The organism is Asticcacaulis sp. P4_H10 (assembly GCF_056400965.1).
Map to the genome: position 1 here is coordinate 1 of NZ_JBFUKH010000007.1, position 18793 is coordinate 18793.

Annotated in this window: 14 protein-coding genes; 13 read left to right on the top strand and 1 reads right to left on the bottom strand. The window is 56.9% G+C overall.

Annotated elements, in window-relative coordinates:
- From AC1DON_RS13520 to AC1DON_RS13565, 10 genes are all read left to right on the top strand, one after another.
- Nucleotides 1-289: sugar phosphate nucleotidyltransferase (locus AC1DON_RS13520; RefSeq protein ID WP_476935333.1), on the top strand; the 289-nt coding region annotated here is incomplete at its 5' end.
- A 37-nt stretch (nucleotides 290-326) separates the two neighbouring features.
- The gene (locus AC1DON_RS13525; RefSeq protein WP_476935334.1) at nucleotides 327-1109 is read left to right on the top strand and encodes an ABC transporter permease; all 783 of its coding nucleotides are present in this window, start codon (nucleotides 327-329) and stop codon (nucleotides 1107-1109) included.
- Between the two features lie 3 nt (nucleotides 1110-1112).
- Nucleotides 1113-1877 carry an ABC transporter ATP-binding protein gene (locus AC1DON_RS13530; RefSeq protein ID WP_476935335.1) on the top strand — a complete coding sequence of 255 codons (765 nt, stop codon included), beginning with the start codon at nucleotides 1113-1115 and terminating at the stop codon, nucleotides 1875-1877.
- A 117-nt stretch (nucleotides 1878-1994) separates the two neighbouring features.
- Entirely contained in the window at nucleotides 1995-4052 is a 2058-nt protein-coding gene (locus AC1DON_RS13535; RefSeq protein WP_476935336.1) for a hypothetical protein, read from the top strand.
- Between the two features lie 10 nt (nucleotides 4053-4062).
- On the top strand, nucleotides 4063-4713 hold the full coding sequence (locus AC1DON_RS13540; protein ID WP_476935337.1) for a PI-PLC domain-containing protein: 651 nt from the start codon (nucleotides 4063-4065) through the stop codon (nucleotides 4711-4713).
- A 2-nt stretch (nucleotides 4714-4715) separates the two neighbouring features.
- Nucleotides 4716-5336, top strand: a complete 621-nt coding sequence (locus tag AC1DON_RS13545; protein ID WP_476935338.1) for an HAD family hydrolase — start codon at nucleotides 4716-4718, stop codon at nucleotides 5334-5336.
- 16 nt (nucleotides 5337-5352) lie between these two features.
- On the top strand, nucleotides 5353-6849 hold the full coding sequence (locus tag AC1DON_RS13550) for a glycosyltransferase family 2 protein (RefSeq protein WP_476935339.1): 1497 nt from the start codon (nucleotides 5353-5355) through the stop codon (nucleotides 6847-6849).
- Complete coding sequence (locus tag AC1DON_RS13555; protein ID WP_476935340.1) at nucleotides 6846-7565, top strand: glycosyltransferase family protein; 720 nt, start codon at nucleotides 6846-6848, stop codon at nucleotides 7563-7565. The genes AC1DON_RS13550 and AC1DON_RS13555 overlap by 4 nt, the downstream gene beginning before the upstream one ends.
- A 28-nt stretch (nucleotides 7566-7593) precedes the next feature.
- Complete coding sequence (locus AC1DON_RS13560) at nucleotides 7594-9705, top strand: glycosyltransferase family 2 protein (RefSeq protein WP_476935341.1); 2112 nt, start codon at nucleotides 7594-7596, stop codon at nucleotides 9703-9705.
- Nucleotides 9706-9914: 209 nt separating this feature from the next.
- A complete protein-coding gene (locus AC1DON_RS13565; RefSeq protein WP_476935342.1) occupies nucleotides 9915-10937 on the top strand; it encodes a sulfotransferase family 2 domain-containing protein in 1023 nt (340 codons plus the stop codon).
- An 81-nt stretch (nucleotides 10938-11018) separates the two neighbouring features.
- Here the strand turns inward: AC1DON_RS13565 and AC1DON_RS13570 are convergent, their stop codons facing one another.
- On the bottom strand, nucleotides 11019-12845 hold the full coding sequence (locus tag AC1DON_RS13570) for a glycosyltransferase family 2 protein (protein ID WP_476935343.1): 1827 nt from the start codon (nucleotides 12843-12845) through the stop codon (nucleotides 11019-11021).
- A gap of 243 nt (nucleotides 12846-13088) precedes the next feature.
- Between AC1DON_RS13570 and AC1DON_RS13575 the strand changes: the two genes are divergently transcribed.
- Genes AC1DON_RS13575 through AC1DON_RS13585 form a run of 3 tightly spaced genes read left to right on the top strand, consistent with a single transcriptional unit; the run spans nucleotide 13089 to nucleotide 18754 of the window.
- The gene (locus AC1DON_RS13575; RefSeq protein ID WP_476935344.1) at nucleotides 13089-14243 is read left to right on the top strand and encodes an efflux RND transporter periplasmic adaptor subunit; all 1155 of its coding nucleotides are present in this window, start codon (nucleotides 13089-13091) and stop codon (nucleotides 14241-14243) included.
- A gap of 3 nt (nucleotides 14244-14246) precedes the next feature.
- A complete protein-coding gene (locus AC1DON_RS13580; RefSeq protein ID WP_476935345.1) occupies nucleotides 14247-17393 on the top strand; it encodes an efflux RND transporter permease subunit in 3147 nt (1048 codons plus the stop codon).
- Nucleotides 17390-18754 carry an efflux transporter outer membrane subunit gene (locus tag AC1DON_RS13585; protein WP_476935346.1) on the top strand — a complete coding sequence of 455 codons (1365 nt, stop codon included), beginning with the start codon at nucleotides 17390-17392 and terminating at the stop codon, nucleotides 18752-18754. Before AC1DON_RS13580 ends, AC1DON_RS13585 begins: the two co-directional genes overlap by 4 nt.
- Nucleotides 18755-18793: the final 39 nt, after the last annotated feature.

The window sequence follows — 18793 nt, forward strand, 5'->3', positions numbered from 1 at the left end:
GATCACCGACGTCAATCGCGTCTATCTCGAGCGCGGCCAGCTCTCCGTCCAGCCCATCGGCCGCGGCTATGCCTGGCTCGATACCGGCACGCCCGACAGCCTGCTTGATGCTGCCGAGTTCGTTCGCGTCCTCGAAAAACGCCAGGGCATGAAAATCTGCTGCCCCGAGGAAATCGCCTGGCGTCAGGACTTCATCGACAATGCCCAGCTCGAAGTCCTCGCAAAAGCCCTCGGCAAAAGCGAATACGGCCAATATCTGCTAAAAGCTCTATGCTTTGGCACGGCATGATTGTGAAAACCACGAGCAATGAAAAGTAAATTACAACATGTTTGAACGATCACTTCGCGACCTAGTCGCGGGAATTAAGCTGTATTATGTTTGGGTCTACCAAGCATATCACGATATCACAGCGAAGTATAAACGCACGGTTCTGGGGTCGCTTTGGGTGTCGGGCGGGATGGTGGTCACGTCCATATCGATTGCCGTTATTTTCGGGGCCCTTTTCGGCCAAAGCTTGCAAGAAGCCCTGCCCTACACCATGGCCGGCATTCTTGTTTTTGGCATGGTAGGGTACGTATTCTATGATGGTGCAGAGATGTTTATGACATCCGGCGGCATCATAAAAAATCACGCCTACCCGTTCACGTTTTATGCTTTCCACACTGTGTGCAAATCTTTTTTTCTGTTCCTGCACAACGTCGTCGTCTTCTGGATATTAATGGTCATTATCGGGACGATCGCCATTCCAAATTGGTCTTTGGTGTTCGGCCTGATTATAGCATTGATCTTCATGTTTACCTGGGGGATGCTCGCGGGTATGCTTGCCGCTCGCTTTCGCGACATGCGCATTATGCTGCCTTACCTTGGCCAGCTTTTCTCGATGCTCACTCCCATCTTCTGGCGTGCCGAAAATCTTCCCCCGAATATTCTGTTTATCGTCAATCTTAACCCAATATATCAGGTCATCCAGATTGTCAGAATGCCGCTGATGGGGCAAATGGCGAGCTCAACAGCATGGAGCATTGCATTAGCTTACACTGCTGCAGGTGTAGTGATTTGGGCTTTAGTGTTCACCGGCTTCCGCCGTCGCATTCCTTTCTGGGTATAAATAATGTCTACTATCGTTGAACTACAGCATGTTGAACTGAGCTACCCAATATATTCGACGAAGGCGCAGTCTCTCAGAAATGCGATTGCAAATATAGCGGTGGGCGGCAAGTTGCTCCGTGACGGGCATGACTTTGTGCATGTTAAGGCCCTCGACCGTATTTCCTTTACCCTCAACGAGGGCGACCGGCTGGGCATTATAGGGCACAACGGCGCGGGCAAGTCGACGCTGCTCAAGGTTCTGGCAGGCGTTTATGAGCCTGACCGAGGCAGGGTTCACATCGCCGGCCGCATCTCGTCCATGATCGACATCAACCTGGGTCTGGATTTTGAACTGACCGGTCGCGAAAACCTCATCACTATGGGGCGGATGCGCGGGTTTACGCTCAAGCAAATCCATCAGAAAATTCCAGGGATCATCGAGTTTTCGGAACTCGGCCAGTTCATCGATCTTCCCATCAAAACCTACTCTGCCGGCATGACGACCCGCCTGGTTTTTGCCGTAGCCACCAGCCTTGAGCCCGACATACTGCTCATGGATGAATGGATCGGCGCTGGAGACGCCTCCTTCTTCCAAAAGGCAGTTGATCGACTAAACGATATCCTGCAGAGATCGCGCGTGATCGTTTTGGCCAGCCACAATCAGCAGTTGATTCGGGATGTCTGTAACAAGCTTCTGGTGCTTGATGGCGGCCAACAGCGGTACTTCGGCAGGACGGATGAATGGGACTTCCAAAACCAGACAAAGCTGACCCAGAATATCGCCTAATCCCGCGTCTGGGGCCGTACCATCTGCTTGGCCCGCTTGGTTTGTTCTATGAATGCCGGCTCGGTTTGAAGCCCCCTTCACCGCAGCCATACGACGCATATGTTTCAGGAAATGAATATGAGTAACGTTCGCACTTACGACTTCAGTAAGACAAAGCAACGGGTGACCGATGCGGCCAATGACCTGAACCTTGGAAAAGTTGTAGAGTGTCTTGAACAGTCCCTTCCTGACATGCCCGCACCGGAAGCTTCCGCACTGATCAGGATTGCGCTGAACGCAATCGTCCAGGTACGGGACAAGGGAAACGCTCCAAAGGCTCTGGATACGTTATTGGCCCTGTGGCGTACGTACAAGTCCCATGACATCTGTGTGGAATTGCTGGTTATACTGACCGTAGTCAGACCCTCCGCTGATGGCTTTAACCATCTCGCCAAAGACATACCCGCCCATATCAGGGAGAACGGGCGCATTCAGCTTCTTCTTGCTAACGGATACAGCAATGAGCGAAATGTAGTCCTTGCGGCGGAACATCTGCGCAATGCGCGTTTCGCAGACATTTCCGATGTGCCGTCATTCGTGGCGCTCCGGAAAACCCTGATTGCCAGGATTATAGACACTGCGGCGACCGTCATAGGCGCGATGGCTGATCAGTGCGACATCCCCGGACTGGCCGACCAGTCACGCAACCTTGCTGCCGCGTCGGTAGTCCAACGACTAAAGGATTTGTCTCCGACCGAGTTTGACTGGCAATTGCGTAATATCGCCTTTATTGGGCCTGCCAGCGAACGCCAGCCGCTTGAAGTCATAGCGCGGGCAATCGAAATCCTTTCCGAGTGCACAACTCCGGAAAATCTTGTCGTCGCGCTCAGGATGCTTGTATCGATAAGGTTTCACGAGCAGGCGAATGCACTGGCCGAGCGGCTCTATAATATCGAGGCAATCCGGCAGCATCCGGGCTTTGTCAAGAGCATTGTCAAACTGGACGAACTGGTGCCATCGGAGCTCTGGACGCAGCGCGCGATGGAATGCTCGGAAGCCATTGCTACCGGAAAGGCACCGGAGTGGGAAGGCCCGCGCGTTCACCTGCAGAGACCCGAGGTCATCGGCAGATTTGCCCAGGCCACATACCAGCCCACACTCGCAAAGGCTCACAAGACACTCCCCCCGACGGTAAAAAATACCCATTCCGGAGAGGGCGTCTCCCACCTTTTCGTCGGCATATTCGGCCAACTGCGCTTCCCGAACGCCGTGCTGCCGACATTGAACACCTATCTTAACCATCCGGCGGACCGGCCTAGTGACTGCCCGGTGTCATTTGGCATCAGCACCTGGGACAAGGTTGGCCACAGAATGGTCGCCACCGACGATCCGATCGTCTTCGTTCTTGACCTCCTTCCGGGAGAGATTGCCTCCGCGGTCAACGACATTGCGCCAGTTGCCGTCAAAGGTGCACGCCAGATACTGCCGCGTACGGTCGATCGTATCCTGGATTCGCAATTGTCGGGAGATCAGGTAACGGCGGCCTCCATATCCGCGATCTGGGGCGATAATATCGCCGCCGACATCTCTACGGATCGCAAATTCATGGAGGAAAAAGGACAGTTCGTTGCTGCCCGCTGTAACAACGACCCTCACTTTGTCAACCAGGCCAGGATGTGGAACCGTATCGCCGGTCTGCAGAATCTGCTCGTCGAAGCTGAAAAATCGAAGGGTATTCCTGTTTCACACGCCATTCTTCTGAGGTCGGACCTCAAATTCCACCACGGCTCGCTTGTTGCCCTTGTTGAAAGCGTGGCCAGGATGGGAAGCAATTGCGTCTTTGCGGACCATGATCCGCATGCGAATTACATCGAAGGTCTTGGCGACAGATTCATGGTTGCGGACCGTACGGCGTTGGACCGGATACTGGATGCCGAGCGGCTGATGCAGATGGCGGCGGCAAAAGGCGATACAATCGACCAGACCTACATCAAACGTTTCGCGGCACACGAATTCCTGGACACGATCCTATTCGAGCACGGATCCAGAGTGGTACGCGTTCCGTCTGGCGAAGTCGGTTTCGAGATTTTCCGCGGACGCTGGTCGGTGGCAGATCTGCGCCAAGAACTGTTAGCCGATTTCGAAAGCGCTCCCCCGTCCGTCAAAGCCGCAATCAAGATTGCATTGGGTATATAGGTACTGGAACATGGAAATAATCGCGCATCGCGGCTGGTGGCACGCACCAGATGAAAAAAACACAAAGCTTGCCTTTAGTCGGGCACTGGAAGCCGGCTACGGAATCGAGACGGACATACGCGATTACAACGGTGTCGCGGTAATCAGCCATGACCCCCCCACTTCGCAGAATCAGACACTCGACGATTTTCTTCAGAAATACCGGGACCTCGGCGCTACAGGAAAACTTGCGCTCAATGTCAAGGCCGACGGCCTGCAACGACTGATCAAGGACGCCTTGGAGGCGCACGAAATAAGCAGCTATTTCGTATTCGACATGTCTGTTCCGGACAGCCTGCACTATCTGAGGAGCGGGTTGACACTATACACACGACGCAGCGAGTACGAACTGGGCTCAAGCCTCGACGAGAGCGCTGCCGGATTTTGGCTGGACGCCTTCCTTGAGCCTTATGTCCCCTCCCGGCTCGTCACAGATGCCCTTCAAACGGGAAAGGAAATTGCCATCGTATCCCCGGAACTGCACGGCAAGCCGCATCTGGACGCCTGGAATGACTGGTTTAAAATCCTTGAATCAAATCCGACTCGAGCTAAAGGTGTCGGCCTCTGCACTGATTTTCCCGATGCCGCGCAAGAGTTTTTCCAGGCAGTCTTGGAGCACTAAGAATGATAAAAGCTGTACTCTTCGATATGGACGGGGTCCTGATCGACGCAAAAGACTGGCACTACGAAGCTCTGAATATGGCGCTGGATAATTTCGGTATGGCGATAGATCGCGACACGCATCTTTCGACCTACGACGGCCTGCCGACGAAGACGAAGCTTCAAATCCTGACGAAAAGCCGCGGATTACCTGTCAAATTACATACATTTATGAATAATTTGAAGCAAATCCACACGATCGAACTCACCTATGCCCGTTGCCGGCCGGTATTCAATCACAGGAAGGCTTTGGCCAAGTTGCAGGCTGACGGTCTGAAAGTCGCGGTTTGCTCGAATTCCATCCGCAAGACCATAGAGCTGATGATGGATTTGTCACAGCTCCGCGAGAATATCGATCTTATTCTTTCAAACGAAGACGTGGAAAAGCCAAAGCCGGATCCCGAAATCTATCAAAAGGCGATGGCCCATTTTGGCATCCAGCCGGAGGAAGCCGTGATACTCGAAGACAACGACCACGGCATTCAGGCCGCCCGGGCGAGCGGGGCCCACGTCCTTGTTGTGGGCACTCCGTTCGATGTAACTTACGAAAGAATCACGGCGGCAATTGCCCAGGCCAACAGCTGATCGAATCGAGTAATCAATGCAAATTCTTGTTCCCATCGCCGGCCTCTCTCCGTTCTTTAAACCGGAGGATTACCATTTCCCCAAGCCGCTGATTGAAGTGGCGGGCAAGCCAATGATCCAGCTTGTTCTTGAGAATCTGGTCGATATTTCGCCAGACGCGAAGTTTCTGTTCGTTACCGCCTGGGAAGATACAGCCAAGTATTCATTGGCCAGTGCGCTTAGCCTGCTATCACCGACATGCAAGGTGATTTCCCTGCGGGAAAAGTGCAACGGAGCCTTGTGCTCCTGCCTGATGACCGTCGACGACTTGGAAGAAGACGAACCGTTGATCATCGCAAACGGCGATCAGATTATTGATGCCTCCTTGAAGTCGATCATTGCTGATCTGGAACTTAAATGTGTTGACGCCGGCGTCATTACTTTTGAAAGCATTCACCCGAGGTGGTCCTATGTCAAGACGGACGCTGACGGTACGGTATTGCAGGCCGCGGAGAAGCAGGTAATCAGCAACAGCGCGATCGCAGGCGTCTACTATTTCAAGAAGGCATCTCTGTTCATAGAGGCGGCGAAGAAATGTATTATCGGCTCGTCTACGACCAACGGTCAGTACTATATCTCAGCGACATTGAACGAGCTTATTCTTGAGGGTAAGGAAGTTCAGGCCGTCAGGATTTCCAACGACGCCTTTCACAGCTTCTATTCTCCGGCAAAAATTCAGGAATTCGAGGACAAAAGGCAGTTGCAACAGGTCCGCTCTTCGAAGGCTGTAAACGTCGTCATTCCAGCTGCCGGTGAAGGTAGCCGCTTCAAAGCCGCCGGCTATGAGAAGCCCAAGCCGTTTATCGATGTCCTGGGGGTGCCAATGATACAGCACGTCATCGGTAACGTGACCCCTGAAAATTCGAAGGTTCATGTGATCTTCCGCAAGGCGCACATGGAGGCAGAGCCCGGTGTCGCCGGCAAGCTGGTTGCTGGTGGCATTCAGCTGCATGCAGCGGATCGCCTGACCGAAGGCACCGCTTGCACCTTGCTGCTGCACAGGCCTGTCTTCGATAACGACACCCCGCTTCTGGTCGCCAATTCAGATCAGTATGTCGATTTCTCGGTTGATGCCTTTGTCAACGATTGCCGCAGGCGCGGTCTTGACGGGTCCATTCTGGTCTTCAAGGATCCGACGATGGATCCAAAGTGGTCGTTTGCCAAGATCGACGAAAATGGGCTGGTCACCGAGGTCGCAGAGAAAAAGCCAATATCGGACCTGGCGACCGTGGGTATTTACCTGTTCAGCAAGGGCAGTGAATTTGTCAGCGCCGCCATTGACATGATTGCGCGCAATGACCGGGTCAACAACGAGTTCTACACATGCCCTGTGTACAACTACATGATTGCCAACGGCGCCAGGATCGGCGTCTACGAGATTCCGCAACACGCTATGCACGGCCTGGGAATTCCGGCCGATCTTGACGCATTTATCCGGTTCAAGCAGCCAGATGGGGCGGCAGTCGCCAAATGAATGTAATTGTGCCGCTGGCGGGGCCGGATTTCGAAGTATCGGATTCAAGAGTAAAGGCTGAAGTACTCACTGCCGGCAACCCCTTGTTGCTGGCAGCACTTCATAAACGGCCCTGGATGCAGGCTTCCGGAACCGGCAATATCGCACTAACGTTCATTTTACGGGACTCACCGAATACGAAGCGCTTTGCCAATGGCCCGCTCCGCGACTGGTTTCCCGACGCGCGGCAGGTATTCATTTCAGAGTACACCGACGGCGCAGCCTTGTCCGCGCTGGCAGGCGTCGCATGTTCGTCAACGAATGATCGCCCTTTTTGCGTCGACCTTGCAGATATCCTTTACGACTGCACATTCGATCCCATGCAAGCCTTCGAGCGTGAGCAAGCGCTTGGAGGGGTCGCTCTTACCTTCCAGTCCGATAACCCTGTCTATAGCTATCTGGACATCGATGAATCCGGATATGTAACCAGGGCAGCTGAGAAGGTCGTCATTTCATCCCACGCGTCTGCGGGAACCTACTGGTTCAGATCGTTCGCAGTTTATCTGCGCGCAATGGCACACGCCCTGGAAAATCGTCATATTCAGACCTATAATGGTCGCTTTTTCGTGTGCCCGCTCTATAACGGCGTAATCGACCAGGGATTACGCGTTCGTTGCGGTGAGGTGTCCAATATACAGGACGTCAAAATTTTAGCTAACGCGTCAGGGGCGGCGTAATTATTATGCAGTATTACGAGCTGATTAAATGAACTTGAAGAATCTTTTTACGCTCTTAAAAGCACGGGTATATTCTGCGTATTTGGCTTCGAAACAAGAGCGGACGCCGAGCCTGAACAGAAAAGAGCATGAGTTTGCTCACATATTTCATGGAAGGCGTTATTTTTGGGCCGATGATTACCTAACGCGCTATTCGGATATTGCGCGGGCGGAAGTCGATCCTTTCAAGCACTTCATTGAATTTGGCTTGAAAGAAGGTCGGTCGGCCCTGTTTTTTGACAATCAATGGTATCTCTCAACACACAAGGACGTCGCTGCCGCCGGCTTCGACGGGCTGCTACACTATCGTCTTTTTGGCAAGGCTGAAGGGCGCATGGCGCGCCTGCTTACCGTTCAGGGCACCAGCGAAAAGAAGGGGCAGATTTCTTACGAGGAATGGCACCGGAAATACGGCGCCTACAGTGAGGCGGAACAACCCATTTTCGAAGAAATGGGATCAACATTTCCATATCGGCCCCTGATCTCCGTCGTCATGCCTGTGTACAAGACGCCAATCCGCTTCCTGCGGGAGGCGATCGAGTCCGTGCTTGGCCAAAGCTACGAAAATTTTGAGTTGTGCATAGCCGATGATGCATCAGGCAGTGACGAAATCACGCAACTCCTCAAGCACTATCAGGATACCGATTCCCGGGTAAAGCTCTGCCTGCGGGAGCAGAACGGCCACATATCCGAAGCCTCCAACAGCGCGCTTGAACTGGCGTCAGGCGAATTCGTGGCGCTGTTCGATCATGATGATCTTCTGGACCGGAATGCACTGTTCTGGGTTGTCGACCAACTGAACAAGTCGCCCGAAGTCGATCTGATATATTCCGATGAGGACAAGGTGGACGCGCGCGGACGCTTGTTCGATCCGTATTTCAAGTCTTCATTCAACTACGAACTCTTCCTGGCGCAGAATATGATCTGCCATCTGGGCGTTTATCGCACTGCGCTGGTGAGAAAGGTTGGCGGCTTCCGCAAGGGATATGAGGGTTCGCAGGATCACGACCTTGCGCTCAGAGTCATCGAGAAAACGGAACCGCAGAATATTGTCCATATTCCCCGCATCCTGTACCATTGGCGGGCCATACAGGGCAGCACGGCGCTGGCGACGAGCGAGAAGTCCTATACGGTGTCTGCCGGCCTTAACGCGGTCAACGACCATTTCAAGCGGATAAAGGTCAACGCGACGGTTTCGATCGCCGACGGCAAGTCGGGCCACTTCCGCATCCGCTATCAGTTGCCCAAGCGCGCAGCCAAGGTAAGCATCATCATTCCGACCCGTGACAAGGCCGAGCTGCTAAAGCAGTGCATCGACTCCATCATCACGCGGTCGACCTACATCAATTACGAGATCGTCGTCCTGGATAACGGAAGCCAGGAAGAAGAGACGATAAAATATTTCGCTGAGATATCGAAAGCGAAGAATATAAAAGTCGTTCGGGATGAGGGTGAGTTCAACTACTCCCGTATCAACAATGTTGCCGTCAGAAAATCGACGGGCAAGTTCATCTGCCTGATGAATAACGACATTGAAGTGATAACACCCGACTGGATCGAAGAAATGGTCGGCTTCGCACAGCAAAAGGATGTCGGATGCGTCGGCGCAAGGCTGTGGTATCCCGATAAGACCTTGCAGCACGGCGGCATCATTCTGGGTATCGGGGGAATAGCCGGCCATTCGCACAAGTATGTCAGTGCGTCAAACAAGGGATATTTCGAGCGGGCGATACATCATCAGGCCTTCAGCGCGGTAACAGCTGCCTGCCTAATGATAAAGCGGTCCACCTATGACGAGGTTGGCGGGCTGGACGAGGGCCTGGCCGTCGCGTTCAATGACGTCGATTTCTGCCTGCGCGTAAGGTCCGCCGGATATCGCAACGTCTGGACGCCGTATGCGGAAATGTTCCATCACGAGTCGGCGTCGCGTGGGGCGGAAACAACACCAGAAAAGCAGGCGCGCTTCAACGGCGAAGTGGCGTTTATGAAGAATCGCTGGAGCGACGCACTTCTGAATGATCCCTACTATAATCCCAACCTGACGCTTGAGCACGAAGACTTCACAATCGCGTCGCCGCCGCGGGTGCACCGGTTACCTTAGATGTAACGGTTTTTTGAATGGAAACATTCAGTTCTAAGTTTGTGTTGCCGGTGTTTATATTTGTATGCCTTTACAAAGGCTACTACAGTTCTGTAGCCTAAGGTAGGCGGTGGCGGCACTCCGATATGGTAGGCAATAACCGCAACGCAACGCCGGCATGGCCGGTTTCAGAAACAGCGGTTATTCGCTAATCCCGTGTAGGATACACTATGGAACTCCAACCTAAGGCGTTCATCGATTCACCTGTAAGTAGTGCGATTTCATCAAATCTACTGAAGATGGAGGGCTGGTACGCTTCTGACGCCAATGCGCTTGTTGAAATCTGCATAAATGGCATCGAACTCGACTATGTGCATTGGATAGAGCGGCCGGACGTCAGTGAGGCGCATCCCCAGCACCATTGCCGCGGGTGGATGGTCTGGGCCGATGTGGGCCAGTTCAGGAATTTAAATCGCCGGGGTGTTACACTTTCCGTTCGTGTGGACGGCCGGATCGTTTCTTCGAAGGTTATACGCCCGGTATGGCAGGGCGACACGACGGAGCAGCTCCTTTACTACTTCCTTCACGTGCCCAAATGTGCAGGAACCAGCATCGCCAGTTCGCTGGAGGGGGCATTGGATAAGGCGTTTTTCCGTGTGTATGAGGACCACCCTCAGTACCCTTGCTACGAACAGTTCTGTGAGTTTTCGTCGGCAACGACCAGCAAGGTCGAGGTTATATTCGGCCATTATTCATTTGGAATGCACAGGGACCGCATCGACCCTCGCCCCTACAAATATGTGGCCATGGTCAGGGAACCTGCCAACTACCTGCTTTCGCAGTTCCTGTTTCAGAAATTCAACTGCCTGAACCCCGAGTTCGCCGAATACAAAGATCCCTACGAGATGCTGGAAAAATGCTCGCGGTCGGACATGGACAATGTGTTTTGCCGGCAGCTGTCCGGCGCCTTCCGTTACAACAAGCCGGTCACCAGAAGACATCTGGAACTGGCAAAGAAAAATATCGATGACCACTTTGAATTTGTGGGCATCGCGGAGAAAATTGAGGCCAGCGCTAAAACTATATCCGAAATTTTCGGCGTGAATATCGGCCGGCCGCCTGTTGAAAATGTCTCTCAGAACAAGGAACTAATAGACGATATAAACACCTCGACCTTCCGAAATGCGGCCAGGCAACGTATTGTCTACGACGAAGAACTGTATGAATACGTGAAGGAAAAGTACTGGTCGTAGCCGCCGCTAACCTGCCCACGCCGCGACGTCAAACCAGGACGTCACGATGGTGCAGAAGCGGTTGCCGCCGGCTGGTCACGCTTACCCCAGCCGCCCCGTCTCATCCGCGCGCGTTGTCGCCGGCGACAGCCATGGGTCACACTCTATAAAGCTATGCCACCGTTCGGCAAAAACCCGCAGCTCACGTTCGCGTCTTGACCGCTTAGCCGCGTTCAGGTCTTCTCCGCGGCTTTTTCCCTCAAGATGCAAGGCCTGCGCATCCGCGCAGTAGAGAGAATACCAGCCACGCCGTGTAAGCTTCAGGCAGAGGTCTACGTCATTCAGCGTGACGGGAAAGGCATCCTCGTCAAATCCACCAACAGCGTTGAACTTGTCAACGGCGACGCAAAGACATGCCGCTGTAACGGCAGCCCGCAAGGAAGAGTGCAGCAGGCGCTCGTTTCCGGCAATCTGGTCATACGGCGTACCGCGCCATAAATGGCCACAAGCCTCGGTCAGTCCGATGGCAACCCCGCCGTGCTGAAGTGTAAGATCGTCGTAAAGTAGCCGGGCCCCAACTGCGCCGATATTGGTCCGTTGAGCATGCCGCATCATGTTCCCCAACCAGTTCCGGTCCTGCAGCACAATATCATTGTTCAGAAATACAACATATGGAGTGTTCACTTCCCGCACCCCCTGGTTGCACAGGGCGGAAAAATTGAACAGCCCGGCGTTTCGAACAATCCTCAAACCTTTGGCGGCAAATCGCTCGAACACGGCAAAGGTCTCCGGCTCGCTGGATCCATTGTCGATTACGATGACTTCATGGGGCCAGTCCGTATTGTCGAACAGTCCTTCGAGGCACGCTTCAAGAAGGTCCGAACGATCGCGGGTCGGGATGATGATGGTACACCCGGGCCTGTCAGCTTCGACCGGTACCGGCACAGATAATGGCAGCGTGGTTTCTCCCGACACCATGGGCGCCGACGCGACGGGCACAGCGACGAGCTGCGCCTCTTCAAGGGCAAAAGACAGGCCCTCGACATCCCGTCGCAAGGCGCATGGCGTAGGAAGATGCGAGGCATACAGGATCGGATCCCAGGCTATTCTCGCCGTCGCTTCATTGCCCCGCCAGACGTCGGCAATCACGGCCCTGCAAGGCTTCTCGGCCGACAATATGCATTCAGCAAACAGCAGCAGGGCATCCCGCGTCAGGCGCTCTTCTGCATCGATTATTAAACGGAAATCCCAGTCGTCCTCCGGACGGATCGACCAGTGAGGATAGATTTGCGCGGCAAGACGGTCGGCGCTAACGGTGCCGCCAGCGCTGTCACATATCAGGAACAACAGAGGGCGGGCAAGCTTGGCAAGACGTTGCTGTCCCGTTTCGTCAGCAAGACGGGCATGATGAAGGCAGTCGAACCGGCTGTGGGGCGCCTCCAGCACCGAACTGCGCTGGGACGGTGCTCGAGCCCCGAAACTGCCCCTGCCTGCTAGGGCGCGCCGCACCAGTCCAGCGATGCGCCCAACCGATAGACCGGAGCGCACGGCGGACAAAAGCCGCCCCCCCAGCATGGCGGCCAGTGACAAGACACCGAGGGGTTCCAGACACAGGTTCTCTACACGATAGCGCCCCGGCCGCGCCCCGGCCTGCACGCACAGATCGTACCGCCCGGCTTCCAGTCGTATATAAACCGGACATCCCGACTCGACCGTCAATTCCATGAGCGAGGCAATGTCGGGCTGGCTCAATCTCAACTTCACCGGCCCGTCGCTCTGCCGGACGGAAAGCCGGTACCAGCCTGCAGCCAGGTCGACGGTTCCTGCATCAAGCCTGCCCCATGGCCGGTCAATGCAAATCCCGCCGGCATATACCCCAGCTTCGCCGCCTCCTGCCTGAACATGCCTCAAAACATCGATTGCTACCATGCATACCTCCCTCGTCGCTCTATGAAGAGCGCGCCCGGGTGTGACAACCCTTGCAATCGCTTTCTTGAATCGCGGTGAATATTTTTCCGCGATTGCCGGTAAAACCCTCACACTCGATGCAACACAACCCGTCGCATCGAAAAAACCTGTGAAATTTGCATATGAACGGCACTAACCTGGCATGTTAATGCGCCGGGAATCTGGCATGAAGCCGTTATACGTCAGTATACAAGAGGCGCATTGATGTTAAATCGGATTTTCGTGGTGACGACAACGATCATAATGATCTCCGTTATGCTCACCGCCTGCAGCAAGAAACCCGAAGATGGCCAGGGACAACGTGGTGGCGCGGCCAGCGTTGGCGTCATGGTGCTCCAGGCGCGCCCGGTCAATTTGACGCAGGAACTGACGGGACGAACCTCGGCCTGGCTGGTGTCCGAAGTGCGCCCTCAGGTCGGCGGGATCATCAAGGCGCGCCAGTTCACCGAAGGCGCCAGTGTCACCGCCGGGCAGCCGCTCTACCAGATCGATCCGGCGACTTACCAGGCCGATTACGACAGCGCAGTCGCCGCCGAGCAGCAGGCCCAGGCTGCATCTGAAGCCGCCCAATTGCGTTATAGCCGCGCCCAACAGCTCATCACCATCAAGGCCATCAGCCAGCAGGACTTCGACGATGCCCGCGCGGCGTCCAAACAGGCCTCCGCGCTACTGGCGGCGCAAAAGGCCGCCGTCCAGCAGGCAAAGATTGCGCTCGACTATACCCACGTCGCGGCCCCTATATCGGGCCGTATCGGCCGCTCAACGGTAACGCCTGGCGCACTGGTCACCGCTAATCAGGCGACGCCCTTGGCGACCATCCAGGACCTGTCGAAGGTCTATGTCGATATTACCCAGTCTTCGTCCGACATGGTCAGGCTGAAGCGCGATGTCGCGGCCGGCTCGGTCGGTGCCGTAGACCATGCTGACGTCACCCTGACGCTCGATGACGGCTCGGCCTATGCGGTCAAGGGCCGCGTCCAGTTTTCCGACGTCAGCGTCGATCCGGCCACCGGCTCGGTGACCCTGCGTGCCGTGTTCGATAATCCCGATGGCTTGCTGCTGCCTGGCATGTTCGTCCGCGCCCGCATCATCAAGGGCAGGGTGTCCGACGGCATACTGGTGCCCCAGCCGGCCGTCATTCTTGATCCGAAGGGCGGCGCCAGCGTCATGCTGGCCGGTCCCGACAACAAGGCGCAAAAACGTGATGTCCAGCTGGGCGAAATGATCGGCAAGGAATGGCGCATCATTTCCGGCCTGAAGCCCGGCGACAAGGTCATCGTCGAAGGCGCCGCTAATGTAAAGGACAAGGGGCCGATCAAGCCCCGCGCCGTTACCCCGGCCGTCGCCGCGGAGCAATAGCCCATGTTATCGCGTTTCTTCATCGACCGGCCGATCTTCGCCTGGGTCATCGCCATCGTTATCATGCTGGCCGGCGCCCTCAGCATCACCCGTCTTCCGGTTGAACAGTATCCCGACATCGCCCTGCCCCAGGTACGCGTCAATGCCAGCTATCCGGGCGCTTCGGCCAAGACAGTCGAGGACAGCGTCACCCAGATCATCGAACAGGGCATGATCGGGCTCGACCGCCTGAAGTACATGACCTCTACGTCATCCGATAATGGCGGCGCCAATGTCACGCTCGTCTTCGAAGCCGGCACAGATATCGACGTCGCCCAGGTCCAGGTCCAGAACCAGATCCAGTCGGTTATCAACCGACTGCCGCAGGACGTGCAGGCCCAGGGCGTACGCGTCAACAAGGCGTCGAACAACATGCTGATGGTGTTCTCGCTCTATTCGACCGACGGCTCGCTGACCAATGCCGACCTCGGCGACTATCTGGTGTCAAACATCCAGGACACACTGGGCCGCGTCGATGGCGTCGGCGAAACCAATGTCTTCGGCTCGGGCTACGCCATGCGCATATGGCTTGATCCCGGCAAACTGGCCGGCTTCAACCTGACGCCGGCTGATGTGGTCACGGCCATCCGCGCCCAGAACGCCCAGGTCTCGGCCGGCCAGCTTGCGGCCCAGCCGGCGACGGACGACGTCGCGCTCAACGCCACCATCACCTCGCAGTCGCGCCTGACCTCGCCCCAGGAATTCGCCAACATCATCCTCAAGAGCGACGCCACGGGCGCCACGGTTTACTTACGCGATGTGGCGCGCGTCGAACTGGGCCAGCAGAACTACGAATCCTTCAGCCGGATCAACGGCAAGCCGGCAACCGGCATCGCCATAAGCCTGGCGACCGGCGCCAATGCGCTCAAGACGGCCGAACTGGCCAAGGCCAAGATGGAGGAGCTGGCCGAAAGCTTCCCGTCGAACATCGCATACGCCATCCCCAATGACTCGACCGATTTCATCAAGCTGTCGATCAAGGAGGTCATCAAGACCCTGGTCGAAGCCATCCTGCTTGTTTTCGTGGTCATGTACCTCTTCCTGCAAAGCTGGCGGGCGACCCTGATCCCGACCATCGCCGTACCCGTCGTACTTTTGGGGACCATGGGGATTCTCGCGGCTTTCGGCTTCTCGATCAATCTTCTGACCATGTTCGGCCTGGTCCTGGCCATCGGCCTGCTGGTCGACGACGCCATTGTCGTCGTCGAAAACGTCGAACGCGTCATGCACGAGGAAGGCCTGTCGCCCAAGGAGGCGACGCGCAAGTCGATGGACGAGATCACCGGCGCCTTAGTCGGCATTGGCCTGGTGCTGGCGGCCATGTTCGTGCCGATGGCCTTCTTCGGCGGCACCCAAGGCATCATCTATCGCCAGTTCTCGATCACCATCGTCTCGGCCATGGCGCTGTCTGTCGTGGTCGCCCTGGTCCTGACCCCGCCCCTGTGCGCGACCCTGCTCAGGCCGATCGACCACGAAAAGAAGGCAAGGCGCAAGAATCTGTTCGACCGCTTCTTCGGCGGCTTCAACAAGAGCTTTGAAGTGGCCGCCAACCGCTATCGCGGCGGCATCGGCGCCATGATCGCCAAGCCGTTCCGCTATCTGGTCATTTATGGCGCGGTCATCGTCGCCTGCGGCATGATGTTCCGTATCCTGCCGACCTCTTTCCTGCCCGAGGAAGACCAGGGCATCGTCCAAACCATTATCCAACTGCCGCCCGGGACGCCGACCCAGGTGACGCGCAAGCTTGTCGACAAGGTCAGTGCCTATCTCGAGACCGACCCGACCGCACGCTATATCTTCTCCCGAACCGGCGGCTCGCAGAACCAGGGCCAGGTTACCATCCGCATGAAACCGTTCGAAGAACGGGAGGGAGAGGACATGCGTGTGCCGGCCGTCATCGAACGCGCGCGCAAGGAGTTTGCCAAGCCGGAATATGGCGGCGCCCGGATCATTCCGACCCAGCCGCCTGTCGTCCGCTCGCTCGGCGACGCGTCCGGCTTCTCATTTGTCATCAAGGACGTCGGCGGCGTCGGCCCGGCAGCCCTCCTGCAGGCGCGCAATGACTTCATCAAGCGCGCCGAAGAAGACCCGCGTGTCGGGTCGGTGCGCTCCGGCGGCCAGGACGTGACTCCGCAGCTGAAGGTCGATATCGACAAGACTGCCGCTGGCGCCATGGGCGTCAATGTTTCCGACATCAATGCCATGCTCAGCGCTGCCTGGGGTGGCTCCTATGTCAATGACTTCATCGATCGCGGCCGCGTCAAGCGCGTCTATGTCCAGGCCGACGCGCCCTTTCGCATGCGGCCCGATGATCTGAGCCGCTGGTACGTCCGCAATCGTGACAGTCAGATGGTGCCTTTCGCGTCGTTCGGGTCGTCGCGCTGGACGACCGGCACGCCGTCGCTGGAACGTTATCAGGGCTCACCCTCGACAGGCGTCCAGGGCATGCCGGCCGATGGCGTGTCTTCGGGCGATGCTATGAACGCCGTCGAAGGGTTGGCCCGCGACCTGCCCCAGGGCACCGCGATCGAATGGACCGGTATCTCATTGCAGGAACGCGAATCGGGCGCCCAGGCGCCTGCCCTCTATGCCCTTTCGATCCTGGTCGTCTTCCTCCTGCTGGCGGCGCTCTACGAAAGCTGGACCATTCCTTTCGCGGTCATTCTGGTCATTCCGCTGAGCGTCTTAGGCGCGCTGCTGGCCACCTGGGCGCGCGGGCTCGACAACGACATCTTCTTCCAGGTTGGCCTTCTGACCACGATCGGACTGTCGTCGAAAAACGCCATCCTGATCGTTGAATATGCCCGCCTGCTGCATCAGGAACGCGGCATGACCCTGCTCGATGCGACGCTTGAAGCCGCGCGCATCCGCCTGCGTCCAATTCTGATGACTTCGTTCGCCTTCGTTTTCGGCGTGCTGCCCATGGCGCTGTCGGCCGGGGCAGGTTCGGGCGCGCAACGCGCCATCGGTACCGGGCTGATCGGCGGTGTCCTGGCAGCGACCTTCCTGGCCATCTTTTTCGTACCGCTCTTCTTCGTCCTGGTCCAGCGCGTGTTCAAACACGATAATTTGCCCCAGGATGTCGATGCCAAAAAGGGAGCAAAGGTATGACAAGGACAGTTGTTTCCCTGGCCGTTCTCGCTACAGCCTTGTCGGCCTGCGCCATGACACCCGCCTATGACCGGCCGGACCTGCCGGTCGCTGCCCAGTGGCCCGTAACGGCCCCCACGCCCGCCACCGGCAGCCTAAAATGGCACGACCTGTTCACCGACCCCGCCCTGCAGGGCACGATCCAGTTGGCGCTCGACAATAATCGCGATCTGCGCGTTGCGGCGTTAAACATCGAACGCGCCCGCGCCCTCTACCGCATCCAGCGCGCCGACGGGCTGCCGGCACTCGACGCTTCGGCCGGAGGAACGCGTTTGCACAGTGATGCTTCGGGCGACAGCGAGAATTATTCGGCCGATCTCAATCTCGATTGGGAACTCGACCTGTTCGGCCGCATCCGCTCGCTGAACCGCGCCGCCCGTGAAGATTTTCTGGCAACGCAGGAGACCCGCAAGGCGGTGGCGATCTCACTGATCGCCGATACAGCCGACGCCTGGCTGACCCTCGCCGCCGATCAGGACCTGCTGGCCATCACCCGCCAGACCGTTGTATCGCGCAAGGATGCCTACGACATAGCGCAGGGCCGGGCGCGCCTCGGCGCCATTGGCGACCTTGAGCTCAATCAGGCACGTGTCCAGTACGAAGAGGCGCGTGAGGACATCGCCAATATCGAGACCCAGATCGACCGGGACAAGGCGGCCCTCACCTTGCTGACCGGCGCATCCCTGCCCGCCAGCCTGTTGCCTGTGGCCTTCAGTGACAACGCAGTCGCTGCCGCCCTGCCGGTCGGCATCCCGTCGGATGTCCTGCTCAACCGTCCCGACGTGCTGGCGACCGAACATGACCTCAAGGCCGCCAACGCCAATATCGGCGCGGCGCGTGCCGCCTTGTTCCCCAGCATATCGCTGACAGGCTCGGCGGGTTCGGCCAGCGACGCACTGGGCGATCTCTTTTCCGACGGCACCAACAGCTACTCCTACGGCCTGCGCCTGAACCTCCCGATCTTCAATGGCGGCGCCAATCTGGCGGGCTTGAAAAGCGTCAAGGTCAATCGCGACATCGCCCTCGCGCAATACGAAAAGGCGATCCAGTCGGCTTTTTCGGATGTCTCCCAGGCCCTGGCGGTCCGTGCCCGCATCGACGAGCGCCTGTCGGCGCGGCTGGCGGCCACAGACGCCGCCCAGCGCAGCCTGGCTTTGAGCCAGGCGCGCTATCAGAACGGCGCCGACAGCTACCTCATTCTGCTCGACGCCCAGCGCACGCTTTACGGATCACAGCAAGGCCTGGTCAATCTGCGCCTAGCGAAGGCGTCGAGCCTGGTCACCCTTTATCGGACCGTCGCAGATACCGGCAGTGTGGACTGACACAGGAAATTTGCCCCGGACGAAAAATTAAGCCTTGCT

Coding starts and splice junctions, on each gene's coding strand:
- AC1DON_RS13575 (WP_476935344.1), top strand. CDS start 13,089: ATGTTAAATCGGATTTTCGTGGTGACGACAACGATCATAATGATCTCC.
- AC1DON_RS13570 (WP_476935343.1), bottom strand. CDS start 12,845: ATGGTAGCAATCGATGTTTTGAGGCATGTTCAGGCAGGAGGCGGCGAA.
- AC1DON_RS13565 (WP_476935342.1), top strand. CDS start 9,915: ATGGAACTCCAACCTAAGGCGTTCATCGATTCACCTGTAAGTAGTGCG.
- AC1DON_RS13580 (WP_476935345.1), top strand. CDS start 14,247: ATGTTATCGCGTTTCTTCATCGACCGGCCGATCTTCGCCTGGGTCATC.
- AC1DON_RS13555 (WP_476935340.1), top strand. CDS start 6,846: ATGAATGTAATTGTGCCGCTGGCGGGGCCGGATTTCGAAGTATCGGAT.
- AC1DON_RS13525 (WP_476935334.1), top strand. CDS start 327: ATGTTTGAACGATCACTTCGCGACCTAGTCGCGGGAATTAAGCTGTAT.
- AC1DON_RS13545 (WP_476935338.1), top strand. CDS start 4,716: ATGATAAAAGCTGTACTCTTCGATATGGACGGGGTCCTGATCGACGCA.
- AC1DON_RS13550 (WP_476935339.1), top strand. CDS start 5,353: ATGCAAATTCTTGTTCCCATCGCCGGCCTCTCTCCGTTCTTTAAACCG.
- AC1DON_RS13535 (WP_476935336.1), top strand. CDS start 1,995: ATGAGTAACGTTCGCACTTACGACTTCAGTAAGACAAAGCAACGGGTG.
- AC1DON_RS13560 (WP_476935341.1), top strand. CDS start 7,594: ATGAACTTGAAGAATCTTTTTACGCTCTTAAAAGCACGGGTATATTCT.
- AC1DON_RS13540 (WP_476935337.1), top strand. CDS start 4,063: ATGGAAATAATCGCGCATCGCGGCTGGTGGCACGCACCAGATGAAAAA.
- AC1DON_RS13585 (WP_476935346.1), top strand. CDS start 17,390: ATGACAAGGACAGTTGTTTCCCTGGCCGTTCTCGCTACAGCCTTGTCG.
- AC1DON_RS13530 (WP_476935335.1), top strand. CDS start 1,113: ATGTCTACTATCGTTGAACTACAGCATGTTGAACTGAGCTACCCAATA.